Source organism: Streptomyces hydrogenans (assembly GCF_014656075.1).
In the GTDB taxonomy this organism is placed as follows: Bacteria; Actinomycetota; Actinomycetes; order Streptomycetales; family Streptomycetaceae; genus Streptomyces; species Streptomyces hydrogenans.
In genome coordinates this window covers 69,436-81,653 of record NZ_BNBS01000028.1, presented here as the reverse complement: position 1 = coordinate 81,653, position 12,218 = coordinate 69,436, and the positions used below count along the sequence as shown (strand labels likewise).

9 protein-coding genes are annotated in these 12,218 nt (G+C 74.1%); 6 read left to right on the top strand and 3 right to left on the bottom strand.

The annotated features are described in order from the left end of the window. Window positions 1–562 (bottom strand): PucR family transcriptional regulator ligand-binding domain-containing protein (locus IE321_RS14845; protein ID WP_229916409.1); only part of this gene is annotated, 562 nt, incomplete at its 3' end. Between the two features lie 118 nt (window positions 563–680). Here IE321_RS14845 and speB point away from each other — a divergent pair. Both speB and IE321_RS14835 read left to right on the top strand, forming a co-directional pair. Next, entirely contained in the window at window positions 681–1,655 is a 975-nt protein-coding gene (speB, locus tag IE321_RS14840; RefSeq protein ID WP_190223231.1) for an agmatinase, read from the top strand. 100 nt (window positions 1,656–1,755) lie between these two features. Continuing rightward, window positions 1,756–3,438 carry a thiamine pyrophosphate-binding protein gene (locus tag IE321_RS14835; RefSeq protein ID WP_190223230.1) on the top strand — a complete coding sequence of 561 codons (1,683 nt, stop codon included), beginning with the start codon at window positions 1,756–1,758 and terminating at the stop codon, window positions 3,436–3,438. A 41-nt stretch (window positions 3,439–3,479) separates the two neighbouring features. Here IE321_RS14835 and IE321_RS14830 read toward each other — a convergent pair whose 3' ends face one another. After that, the gene (locus IE321_RS14830; RefSeq protein ID WP_190223229.1) at window positions 3,480–3,854 is read right to left on the bottom strand and encodes a hypothetical protein; all 375 of its coding nucleotides are present in this window, start codon (window positions 3,852–3,854) and stop codon (window positions 3,480–3,482) included. Between the two features lie 156 nt (window positions 3,855–4,010). Here IE321_RS14830 and IE321_RS14825 point away from each other — a divergent pair, with 156 nt between their 5' ends. The 4 genes from IE321_RS14825 to IE321_RS14810 all read left to right on the top strand — a co-directional run bounded on the left by IE321_RS14825 (window position 4,011) and on the right by IE321_RS14810 (window position 10,307). Further along, a complete protein-coding gene (locus tag IE321_RS14825) occupies window positions 4,011–7,784 on the top strand; it encodes an ABC transporter ATP-binding protein (RefSeq protein ID WP_190223228.1) in 3,774 nt (1,257 codons plus the stop codon). A gap of 49 nt (window positions 7,785–7,833) precedes the next feature. Further along, window positions 7,834–8,211, top strand: coding sequence for a hypothetical protein (locus tag IE321_RS14820; RefSeq protein WP_190223227.1), 378 nt, complete (start codon window positions 7,834–7,836; stop codon window positions 8,209–8,211). 81 nt (window positions 8,212–8,292) lie between these two features. Further along, complete coding sequence (locus tag IE321_RS14815) at window positions 8,293–8,772, top strand: hypothetical protein (RefSeq protein WP_229916408.1); 480 nt, start codon at window positions 8,293–8,295, stop codon at window positions 8,770–8,772. An 86-nt stretch (window positions 8,773–8,858) separates the two neighbouring features. After that, a complete protein-coding gene (locus IE321_RS14810; protein WP_190223226.1) occupies window positions 8,859–10,307 on the top strand; it encodes a serine protease in 1,449 nt (482 codons plus the stop codon). Window positions 10,308–10,350: 43 nt separating this feature from the next. Here IE321_RS14810 and IE321_RS14805 read toward each other — a convergent pair whose 3' ends face one another. After that, entirely contained in the window at window positions 10,351–12,168 is a 1,818-nt protein-coding gene (locus IE321_RS14805; protein ID WP_190223225.1) for a glycoside hydrolase family 3 protein, read from the bottom strand. Window positions 12,169–12,218 lie beyond the last annotated feature (50 nt).

Here is a 12,218-nt window from a genome sequence, read left to right as displayed (position 1 = left end):
CCGACTCCGTGCCGTCCGCGCCGCACAGCACCGCCAGGCCGCCCAGCCGGGACGCCAGCGCGCCCAGCACCGCCGGCACCGGCGCAGGGCGGGCGGCGGCCGTCGCCAGCGACTGCTGCGCCTCCGTCACCCGGCGCAGCTCGTACAGCCTGGCCTCCGCCATCAGCCGCCACAGCGCCCGCGCCACCGCCGTGAACGGCGTCCGCGGCGGCACCTCGATCAGCGGCAGCCCGTGCCGGACGCACGCCTCCACCAGCTCCACCGGCACCGTGTCGTACACCGGCGTCACCCCGAAGCCGAGCGCCGCCGCGCCCGCCTCCACCACCCGCTCCACGTACCGCGCCGGGTCGGCCAGCTGCACGCCCGCCGTCAGCAGCAGCTCGCCGCCGAGCAGATACGGGTACGGGTCGGCCATCTCCGAGGTGTGCACCCAGTGCAGGGCCACGTCGTCCGGGCCGGCCAGCAGCCGCAGCCCCAGCTCCCGGCGGCCGAGCAGCGCGGCGAGCGGCACCGGCGGCGCGGGGTGCGTCGGGGGAGCGGCGGGCGGCTTCGAGAACGTCACGGCATGGTCCCTTCGTACATCTCCGGCCCCTTCAGTGGAGGAAAAGTACACTTCAATGTGGCTTCCGGGCGATTTACGGTCGAGCCGCACCCCGACGACAGCCCAGGAGGCACCGACCATGAGCAGCGACCAGAACACCCCGCGCGGCCCGATCGACTCGTCCCGCGTCCCGCGGTACGCCGGGCCCGCGACGTTCGCCCGGCTGCCGCGGCTCGACGAGGTCGGCACCGCCGACGTCGCCGTGGTCGGCATCCCCTTCGACAGCGGCGTCTCCTACCGCCCCGGCGCCCGCTTCGGCGGCAACGCCATCCGCGAGGCGTCCCGCCTGCTGCGCCCCTACAACCCGGCGCAGGACGCCTCCCCCTTCGCCCTCGCGCAGGTCGCGGACGCCGGCGACATCGCCGCCAACCCGTTCAACATCAACGAGGCCGTCGAGACCATCGAGGCCGCCGCCGACGACCTCCTCGCCACCGGCGCCCGGATGATGACCCTCGGCGGCGACCACACCGTGGCCCTCCCGCTGCTCCGCTCGGTCGCCAAGAAGCACGGCCCCGTCGCCCTGCTCCACTTCGACGCCCACCTCGACACCTGGGACACCTACTTCGGCGCCGAGTACACCCACGGCACGCCCTTCCGCCGCGCCGTCGAGGAGGGCATCCTCGACACCTCCGCCCTCTCCCACGTCGGCACCCGCGGCCCGCTCTACGGCAAGCAGGACCTGACCGACGACGAGAAGATGGGCTTCGGCATCGTCACCTCGGCGGACGTCTACCGCCGCGGCGCCGACGAGGTCGCCGACCAGCTCCGCCAGCGCATCGGCGACCGCCCGCTCTACATCTCCATCGACATCGACTGCCTCGACCCGGCCCACGCCCCCGGCACCGGCACCCCCGAGGCGGGCGGCATGACCTCCCGCGAGCTCCTGGAGATCCTCCGCGGCCTCTCCTCCTGCAACCTCGTCTCCGCCGACGTGGTGGAGGTCGCCCCCGCCTACGACCACGCCGAGATCACGGCCGTCGCCGCCTCCCACACGGCGTACGAGCTGACCACGATCATGAGCCGCCAGATCGCGGCGAGCCGTACGGCACAGTAGAAGCCGACACCGGCCGGGGTGCGCGCGGACGTTCCGAGGAACGGACGGGCACGCCCCGGCCACGGCCCGCACCCGCCCACGACGCCCAGGGACCTCCGACATGACCCACGACCACGACCTGGTCCTGCGCCCGACGCCCGCGCAGACGGAGGCCGCCCTCAACCCGCCCCCCGGGCGAACCGGCGGCGACCTCGTCATCGAGACGCTCACCGGCCTCGGCGCCACCACGGTCTTCGGCCTCCCCGGCCAGCACGCCCTCGGCATGTTCGACGCCCTCCGCCGCTCGTCGCTGCGCTACGTCGGCCTCCGCGTCGAGAACAACGCGGGCTTCGCCGCCGACGCCTACGGCCGGATCACCGGCGAGGCCGCCCCCCTGCTCCTCTCCACCGGCCCCGGCGCCCTGATGTCGCTCGCCGCGCTCCAGGAGGCCGCCGCCGCCTCCGCGCCGGTCCTCGCCATCGGCAGCCAGATCCCCGCCGCCGGGCTCGGCGGCGGCCGCCACGGCCACCTCCACGAGCTGCGCGACCAGCAGGCCAGCTTCCGCGACGTCGTGAAGTCCGTCCACACCGTCCGCACGCACTCCCAGATCCCGTCCGCGATCGCCGCCGCCTGGGAGTCCGCGCTCACCGCCCCGCACGGCCCGGTCTGGGTCGAGATCCCGCAGGACGTGCTCACGGCGGAGACGATCCTGCCCGTCGTCACGGCCATGGACGCCACCCCCGAGGACATCGCCCCGCGCCCGGAACTGACCGCGCTGGCGGCGCACCTCCTCTCGACGGCCGAACGCCCCGCGATCATCGCCGGCGGCGGGGTGATCCGCTCCGACGCCTCCGGCAAGCTCCGCACGCTCGCCGAGAAGCTGGACGCGCCCGTCGTCACCACCTTCGGCGGCAAGGGCGCCTTCCCCTGGACGCACCCGCTCTCCCTCCAGTCCTGGCTGGAGGACCGGCACACCACCGACTTCCTGGAGGACGCCGACGTCCTCCTCGTCGTCGGCTCCGGGCTCGGCGAGCTGTCCTCGAACTACCACACCTTCGCCCCGCGCGGCCGGGTGATCCAGATCGAGGCGGACGCGGGCAAGCTGGAGTCCAACCACCCGGCGCTCGGCATCCACGCGGACGCCCGGCTCGCGCTCCAGGCGCTCCTGGAGACCGCCGAGGACCGCACCGACGCGACCGCCCCGGTCCGGGTCCGCGAGGTCCTGGACAAGGTCGCGGCGCGCCTCGCCGCGCAGGACCTGGAGCTGGAGCACCGGCTGGTGGCCTCGGTCCGCGAGGCGCTGCCGCCCCGCGCCCCCAGCTTCTGGGACATGACGATCCTCGCCTACTGGGCGTGGTCCGCCTTCGACGCCCGGCACCCCAACACGATGCACTCCGCGCAGGGCGCCGGCGGCCTCGGCTACGCCTACCCGGCCGCCCTCGGCGCGGCCGCCGCCGACCCGACGACCCCGGTCCTCGCGGTCTCCGGCGACGGCGGCGCGATGTACTCGATCGCCGAGCTGGCGACGGCGAAGCAGTACGGCTTCGACGTCACCTGGCTGATCGTGGACGACGGCGGCTACGGCATCCTCCGCGAGTACATGACGGACGCCTACGGCGAGGCCACCGGCACGGACCTCGCCCGCCCCGACTTCGTCGCCCTCGCCGAGTCCTTCGGCGTCCCCGCCGTCCGCACCACCCCCGACGCCCTCACCACGGACCTGGCGAAGTCCCTCGCCACCCCCGGCCCCTCGGTCGTCGTCCTCCCGGCCCTCCTGAGGATGTTCGAACCGACGCACCTCTGAGCGGGGCGCCGCGACGCCCGCGGGGCCGGGAGCCCGGTGGCTCAGCCCGTCAGGGACTCCCACGTCTTGCGGTACTCCGCGAAGCGGGCCTCGTAGCCCTGGACGAACTCCTTCGCCTCGCGCCGGCTCAGGGTGCCCCTGGCCTCGCGGCGCGGGGGCGTCAGCCGGGCTATGTCGGTCATGATCACGACGGCCGCGTCGGCGGCGCTCCCGCCCCGCTCCCGCGCGGCGAACAGGCGCTCTCCGACCCCCCGCAGCAGGCCCAGGGAATCGTTGAGGGGGTTGGAGACGGCGGCGGCCACCTCCCGCGCCGGCGCCTCCTCGATCCGCCCCGTGTCCCCCAGCGACCGCATGGCCACCAGCGCCGCGAACAGCCCTCCCCAGCGGTACGGCTTCCCGTCCTCGACCTGCCCCATGGACATCCCCTTCCGTCACCCGTGCGTGGCTCCTGCCGTCCTACCCACCGGAAGTCGGTCCTAGGACCAAAGCCCGGTCTTTGTGACGGCGGGATGAAATCGCACGTCGGGCACGTTGTGGCCTTCCGGTAGACCAGGACGGACGGGAGGCGCCACGTGGCGGTGGTGGGTCGGCAGCGGGAACAGGGGTGGGCGCGGCGGCTGTGGTCGTACGCCTGGCGGTACAGGACGGACGTCGTGCTGGCGCTGGGCTCGTCGCTGGCCGGCATGGCGCTGCTGGCGCTGGTGCCGCTCATCACCAAGGTGATCATCGACGACGTGATCGGGGCCGGGTCGCGGTCGCTGGCCGTGTGGACCGGGCTGCTGCTCGCCGCCGCCGTGCTCGTGTACGGGCTGACCTACGTGCGGCGCTACTACGGCGGGCGGCTCGCGCTCGACGTGCAGCGGGACCTCCGGGACGACATGTACGGGACGATCCTGCGGCTCGACGGGCGGCGGCAGGACGAGCTGTCCACGGGGCAGGTCGTCGGGCGCGCCACCAGCGACCTCCAGCTCATCCAGGGCCTGCTCTTCATGCTGCCGATGACGATCGGGAACGTGCTGCTGTTCCTGATCTCGCTGGCCGTCATGGCCTGGCTGTCGATCCCGCTGACCCTGGTCGCGCTGGCCGTCGCCCCCGCCCTGTGGTGGATCGCCAAGCGCAGCCGCACCCGGCTCCACCCGGCCACCTGGGCCGCCCAGCAGGAGGCCGCCGGCGTCGCCGGGGTCGTCGACGGGGCCGTCACCGGCGTCCGGGTAGTGAAGGGCTTCGGGCAGGAGGAGCAGGAGACCGGGAAGATCCGGGAGGCGGGGCGGAAGCTGTTCGCCGCGCGGCTGCGGACGATCCGGCTGAACTCGCTCTACACCCCCGCCCTCCAGGCCGTCCCGGCCCTCGGCCAGGTCGCCGTCCTCGCGCTCGGCGGCTGGCTCGCCTACCGGGGCCAGATCACCCTCGGCACCTTCGTCGCCTTCTCCTCCTACCTGGCGTCCCTCGTCGGCCCGGTCCGGATGCTCGCCATGGTCCTCACCGTCGGCCAGCAGGCACGCGCGGGCGTGGAGCGGGTCGTCGAGCTGATCGACACCGAGCCGGCCATCGAGGACGGCACGAAGGAGCTGCCGGCCGACGCCCCGGCGACCGTCGAGTTCGAGGACGTGAGCTTCGGCTACGGCGGCGGCGAAGCCGGCGGGAAGCCCGTCCTCGACGGGTTCTCGCTGGAGCTGCGGGCCGGCGAGACCGTCGCCCTGGTGGGCTCCTCCGGCTCCGGCAAGTCGACCGTCTCCCTCCTGCTGCCGCGCTTCTACGACGTGGACCGCGGCGCCGTCCTCGTCGGCGGCCACGACGTCCGCGAGCTGACCCTGGAGTCGCTGCGGGCCGCCATCGGCCTGGTGCCCGAGGACTCCTTCCTCTTCTCCGACACCGTCCGCGCCAACATCGCGTACGGCGTCCCCGACGCCACCGACGAGCAGGTCGAGGCCGCCGCGCGGGCCGCCCGCGCCGACCGCTTCATCGCCGAGCTGCCGGAGGGCTACGCCACCAAGGTCGGCGAGCACGGCCTCACCCTCTCCGGCGGCCAGCGCCAGCGGGTCGCCCTGGCCCGGGCGATCCTCACCGACCCCCGGCTGCTCGTCCTCGACGACGCCACCTCCGCCGTCGACGCCAAGGTCGAGCACGAGATCCACGAGGCCCTGAAGGCGGTCATGGCGGGCCGTACGACCCTGCTGATCGCGCACCGCCGCTCCACGCTCAACCTCGCCGACCGGATCGCCGTCCTCGACGGCGGCCGGCTCGCCGACCTCGGCACCCACGAGGAGCTCCAGGAGCGTTCCGCGCTCTACCGCCGGCTCCTCACCGACCCCGACGAGCTGGGCGGCGTCTCGCCCGGCCACGTCCTCAGGACGGCGAAGGCGGCCCCCGAGGACGACGCCGTCCTGCGGGCCGAGCTGGACGCCGAGTTCGACGCCGAGCGCGGCATCACCCCCGCCCTGTGGGTGCGGGACGAGACGCCCGACCGCGCGGCGAAGGCCGCGGGCGCCACCCCCGAGCTGCTCGCCGCCGTCGCCGCGCTGCCGCCCGCCGCGGACACCCCGCTGGTGGACGAGGCCCGCGCCGTCGAGCCGGAGGCGAGCTACGGGCTCCGCCGGCTGCTGCGCGGCTTCGGCGCGCCGCTCCTCATCAGCCTCGGTCTGGTCGCGCTCGACGCGGGTGCCGGTCTGCTCCTGCCGGTCCTCATCCGGCACGGCATCGACGAGGGCGTGAACCGGCTGGCGATCGGCGCCGTCTGGGCCGCCTCCGTGCTGGCCCTCGTCACCGTCCTCGTGCAGTGGGTGGCGCAGACCGCCGAGACCCGGATGACCGGCCGCACCGGCGAGCGCGTCCTGTACGCGCTCCGCCTGAAGATCTTCGCCCAGCTCCAGCGGCTCGGCCTGGACTACTACGAGCGCGAGCTGACCGGCCGGATCATGACCCGGATGACGACGGACGTCGACGCCATGTCGAGCTTCCTCCAGACGGGCCTGGTGACCGCCTTCGTGTCGGTCGTCACCTTCTTCGGGATCATGGTCGCGCTGCTCTTCCTCGACCTCCAGCTGGCCCTGGTCGTCTTCGCGACCCTGCCGTTCCTCGCCCTCGCCACGTTCTGGTTCCGCCGCTCCAGCGTGAAGGCGTACGAGCTGGCCCGCGAGCGGATCAGCGTCGTCAACGCCGACCTCCAGGAGTCCGTGGCGGGTCTGCGGATCGTCCAGGCGTTCGGCCGGGAGCGGGCGGGCGCCGCGCGGTTCGCCGAGCGCGGCGACGCCTACCGGGACGCGCGGGTGCGCGGCCAGTGGCTGATCTCGGTCTACTTCCCGTTCGTCACCCTGCTGTCCTCGGCCGCCGCCGCGGCCGTCATGATCGTCGGCGCCAACCGGATCGAGGCCGGCACCCTCACCACCGGCGCCCTGGTCGCCTACCTCCTCTACATCGACCTCTTCTTCGCCCCCGTCCAGCAGCTCTCACAGGTCTTCGACGGCTACCAGCAGGCCGCCGTCTCGCTGGGCCGCATGCAGGAACTGCTCCAGGAGCCGACGTCGACCGCCGCCGCGGAGGAGCCCCGCGAGGTGCTCTCGCTGCGCGGCGACCTCGCCTTCGAGGACGTGTCCTTCGGGTACGGCGGCGAGACCGGCGACGGCGCGGAGACCGCGCTCACCGGGATCGACCTGCGGATCCCCGCGGGGCAGACCGTCGCCTTCGTCGGCGAGACCGGCGCCGGCAAGTCGACCCTGGTCAAGCTGGTCGCCCGCTTCTACGACCCGACCTCGGGCCGGGTCACCGCGGACGGCGCCGACCTCAGGGACCTCGACCTCACCTCGTACCGGCACCGGCTCGGGGTCGTCCCGCAGGAGGCGTACCTCTTCGAGGGGACGGTCCGCGACGCCATCGCCTACGGCCGCCCCGGAGCCACCGACGCCGAGGTGGAGGCCGCCGCCCGCGCGGCCGGCGCGCACGACATGATCGCCACCCTGGACGGCGGCTACCTCCACGAGGTCGCCGAGCGCGGCCGGAACCTCTCGGCCGGCCAGCGGCAGCTGATCGCCCTGGCCCGCGCCGAGCTGGTCGACCCGGACGTGCTCCTCCTCGACGAGGCCACCGCCGCCCTGGACCTGGCCACCGAGGCCCAGGTCAACGCCGCCACCGAGCGGCTGTCCGGGCGGCGCACCACCCTGATCGTGGCGCACCGCCTCACCACGGCGGCCCGCGCGGACCGGGTCGTCGTCATGGACCACGGCCGGGTCGCCGAGGACGGCACCCACGACGAGCTCCTCGCCCGCGACGGCCGCTACGCGACCCTGTGGCGCACCTTCATCGGCGAGGCGGACCCGGAGGCGGAGCAGGAGGAGGCGGCCGCGATCTGAGTACGGGGGCTCATGACCGGGCCGGTGCGGCCGGGGTTGGATCGGTGGCATGCACGACGTCCCCGACGCCCCCGCCGCCCCCGACACCGCCGCCGCGCCCGACGCCCCCGCCCACGACCGGGCGGTCCGGCTGCTGCGCCGCAGCGCGCTCTGGGCGGGGCTGCTGTTCCTCCCCGCGATCCTGCTCGGCGTGGTGCTGGCCCTGGCCTCCGAGAGCGGCACGGCGTGCGTGATGCGGGGCACCTGCGGGGAGGTGCCCGGCTGGCTCTACGCGGTCACCCTGGTCGTCGCGGGCGGCGCCTGGCTGCGGGCCCTCACCGTGCCGTACGGCGCCCCGCCCACCCGCGCCCGCTGGGCCGCCCTGTGGACGCTGATCGGCGCCGAGCTGCTCTTCCTCGCCCTCGTCATGGCGTACTTCGCCGGCTGACCCGTCCCGCCGGGGCAACCGTACGGGCGTCCCGGACGTCGTAAACGTGTACGGCCACGAGGAGAGCGGGGGAGGAGCACCATGTCCGGAGGCACCGCGGTCCCGGCGATCGCGGGGCGCCCGCGCGCGGACGTCCGTCGCGCCCGCCCGCGCGGGTACCTCCGCCGGGCCCTGCCACGCGCGCGCGTGCACCCCGTCGCGTACGCCCTCTTCCTCGGCCTCGCGGCCGGGCTGCTGACCCTGGCCGGGCCCGGCGCGGGCACCGCCGACGCCGCCTCCGTCTGCCAGGGGCGGCCCGCCCGCACGGTCGCCTTCGCCACCGGCGAGCTGCGCCTCTACCGGACCCGCCACTACGCCTGCGCCCTGGTCCTCGCCAAGCGGCCCGGCGCGCCGCGGCCCATGAAGGTCACCCTCCAGCCGCGCGGCGGCCGGGCCGCCGTGGTGAGCGGACGCTCGGGCCGGCAGGCCGGACCGGTGACCGTGCACGCGCTCAACCGGTGCGTCCGCGCCACCGCGACCGTCTCCGGCCGCTCCACCGCCACCGGCTGGATCCTGTGCTGATGCAGAGGTAAGACCCAACCGGGTCTGGCGGCCCGGACGTTCACCCCGCTAGGTTCACGGCACCGTTGTGAATCATGGGAGGGTGCATGCGTAAGTCGCTGAGACTGATGCTGTCGCTTTCGGTGCTCATAGGCACCGTGGGCTCCACCGGCGTGGCCACCGCCACCGCCGCGGACACGGAGTCCGTCAGCACCGTCGCGGAGACGCAGGGCTCGGACATCAAGGACCGCCTCCTGGCGATCCCGGGGATGAGCCTGATCGAGGAGAAGCCGTACGCCGGCTACCGCTTCTTCGTCCTCAACTACGAGCAGCCGATCGACCACAAGCGGCCCTGGGCCGGAACGTTCCAGCAGCGGATCTCGGTGCTCCACAAGGGCACCGACCGCCCCACGGTCTTCCGCACCAGCGGCTACGGCCTGAGCACCACCCCGAGCCGGGCGGAGCCGACCCGGATCGTGGACGGCAACCAGATCTCCATGGAGTACCGCTTCTTCACGCCGTCCCGCCCGGCGCCCGCCGACTGGTCCAAGCTCGACATCTGGCAGGCCGCCAGCGACCAGCACCGCATCTTCACCGCGCTGAAGAAGGTCTACGGCGAGAACTGGCTCTCCACCGGCGGCTCCAAGGGCGGCATGACCGCCACCTACTACGAGCGCTTCTACCCGCGCGACATGGACGGCGTCGTCGCCTACGTGGCCCCCAACGACGTGGTCAACAAGGAGGACTCGGCCTACGACCGGTTCTTCGCGAACGTCGGCACCAAGGAGTGCCGCGACCGCCTGAACTCCCTCCAGCGCGAGGCCCTGCTCCGCCGCGGCCCGCTCCAGGAGAAGTTCAAGACCTGGGCCGCCGCCGAGGGCGCCACCTTCAACACCGTCGGCTCGCTCGACAAGGCGTGGGAGGCGACCGTCCTCGACTTCGTCTGGGGCTTCTGGCAGTACTACGGCGAGGACGTCTGCGACACCATCCCGGAGGCGAGGACCGCGAGCGACGACGTCGTCTACGACACGATCGACGCCTACGCCGGCTGGTCCGCCTACAGCGACCAGGGCCTGGAGTACTACACGCCGTACTACTACCAGGCGGCCACCGAACTGGGCTCGCCCAGCATCCGGCAGCCGCACCTCGCCGGGCTGAGCCGCTACGGCTACCAGCCGGCCTCGAACTTCGTGCCCCGCGAGATCCCGATGACGTTCAAGCCGTGGGTCATGCGGGACGTCGACGACTGGGTCCGCAAGAACGCGCACCGGATGCTCTTCGTCTACGGCCAGAACGACCCGTGGGGCGCCGAGCCGTTCCGCGTCGACAAGGGCGCCCGGGACAGCTACGTCTACTACGCGCCCGGCGGCAACCACGGCGCCAACGTCGCCGGACTCGTCGACGCCGAGCGGGAGAAGGCCACCGCCCGCATCCTCGCCTGGGCCGGGGTCGACGCCCCCGCCGTCGAAGCGGCCCAGCCGCTCGCCCGCTTCGACGCCCGCCTGGACCGGCCGGTGGACGAGGACGTGACGAAGGAGCACGGCCTGCGGCCGTAGCCCCTCCCGGGGGTGCGCCCGGCCGGGCGCACCCCCTTCCCCGTCAGCGGTCGTACGACAGCCCGAAGCCGACCGGGTAGAGCGTCACCGCCGGGTCCTCGGCGCTGCGCACCGGCACCGGGAGCCGCCCGCGCGGCTTCGCCCGCCCCGCCAGCACCCGTACCGCGGCGCGGAGTTCGACGTCGGTCCAGGAGTAGGCGGCGAGCGTCGCCCGCTGCCCGGCGGTCCGGGCGACGTCGTACGGATTGCGGATCGCGACCGTCACCACCGGCACCCCGGTCGCCACCAGGCGGGCCACCAGCGTGCGCTGCGGACTGGTCGCGGTGAGGTTGTACGTGCCCACCACGACGACGTCCTGCCCCTCGGCGGCGGCCACCGCCTCGTCGATCCGGGCCGCCGTCGGGGTGATCCCGGTGGACAGCGCCGTCGCCGTGAAGCCCAGCTCCCGCAGCGCCCCCGCCAGGGTGACCGTCGGCGGACCCGTGGTGCCGGACGGGGAGGCGGGGTCGGCGCCGACGACCAGGACCCTGCCGTGCGAGGCCGGGCTCAGCGGCAGGAAGCCGTCCTCGTTGACCAGCAGGGTGGTGGTCCGCTCCGCGATCCGGTCGGCCTCGGCGAGGTGCCGGGCGGTGCCGACGGTGGCGTCCACCGCCTCCCGGGTCGTGCACGGCTCGGCGAACAGGCCCCGGCGCGCCTTGAGCCGCAGGATCCGCAGCACCGAGGTGTCGATCCGCTCCTCGGTCAGCTCCCCGCTCCGTACCGCCCCGAGCACCGCGTTCCAGGCGACGTCGAGCCTCGGCGGGTTGAGCAGCTGGTCCACGCCCGCCCTGAGGGCGAGCACCGGCACCCGGTCGTCGCCGTACTTGGTGCGGACGCCCTGCATGTCGAGGGCGTCGGTCACCACCACCCCGTCGTAGCCCAGCTGTTCCCGCAGCACCCCGGTGAGGATGGGGTACGAGAGCGTCGCCGGGTCCTCGGAGGGGTCGAGCGCCGGGACGACGAGGTGCGCGGTCATGATCGCGTCGATGCCGGCGGCGATCGCGGCCCGGAACGGCGGGGCGTCGAGCTCGGACCACTGCGCGCGGGTGTGGGTGATGACCGGCAGGCCGTAGTGGCTGTCCACGGCGGTGTCGCCGTGGCCCGGGAAGTGCTTGGCCGTGGCGGCGACGCCGGCGCCCTGGTAGCCGCGGATCTGGGCGGTGACGAGATGGGAGACCGCGGCGGGGTCGGAGCCGAGGGAGCGGACGCCGATGACCGGGTTGCCGGGATTGACGTTGACGTCGGCGACCGGGGCGTAGTTCTGCCGGATGCCCAGCGCGGCCAGCTCGGCGCCCGCGATCCGGGCCGCCTTGCGGGTGTCGGCGGGGGAGCCGCCCGCGCCGAGCGCCATCGCGCCCGGCAGCAGGGTGGCGGGCTCGCCGACCCGGCAGACGATGCCGTGCTCCTGGTCGGTGGAGATCAGCACGGGGACCGGCGTGCGGGCGGCCAGCGCGGCGGCCTGGATGCCGTTGGACAGCTCGGCGATCTGGTGCGGGTCACGGGTGTTGTGGGCCCAGGCGAAGTAGATGATCCCGCCGACGTGGTAGCGCTCGACCAGTTCGGCGGCGGTGCGCACGCCGATCTCCCGGAGGTTGGCGTCCACGTCGGCCTGGTCGGGGGCGGTGGCCGAATGGCCGTACACCCGCGTCACGAAGAGCTGGCCGACCTTCTCCTCCAGCGACATCCGGCCGACGAGCCGGCGGAGCCGCTCCTCGGTGCGGGCGTCGGTGGCGTGGGCGGCGGGGGCGACGGCCCCGGTGACGGAGGCGGCGGCAGCGGCGGCGGTGACGGCGAGCAGGGTGCGTCGGTTGGGGTGGGGCACTGGTGCTCCTTCCGGCCGAACAAGGGGTGAAAGAAACTTCCAAGGTGAAC

Bases quoted from the DNA above. Each gene is read 5' to 3' on its own strand.
- speB (WP_190223231.1), top strand. From the start codon at position 681: ATGAGCAGCGACCAGAACACCCCGCGCGGCCCGATCGACTCGTCCCGC.
- IE321_RS14835 (WP_190223230.1), top strand. From the start codon at position 1,756: ATGACCCACGACCACGACCTGGTCCTGCGCCCGACGCCCGCGCAGACG.
- IE321_RS14830 (WP_190223229.1), bottom strand. From the start codon at position 3,854: ATGGGGCAGGTCGAGGACGGGAAGCCGTACCGCTGGGGAGGGCTGTTC.
- IE321_RS14820 (WP_190223227.1), top strand. From the start codon at position 7,834: ATGCACGACGTCCCCGACGCCCCCGCCGCCCCCGACACCGCCGCCGCG.
- IE321_RS14815 (WP_229916408.1), top strand. From the start codon at position 8,293: ATGTCCGGAGGCACCGCGGTCCCGGCGATCGCGGGGCGCCCGCGCGCG.
- IE321_RS14810 (WP_190223226.1), top strand. From the start codon at position 8,859: ATGCGTAAGTCGCTGAGACTGATGCTGTCGCTTTCGGTGCTCATAGGC.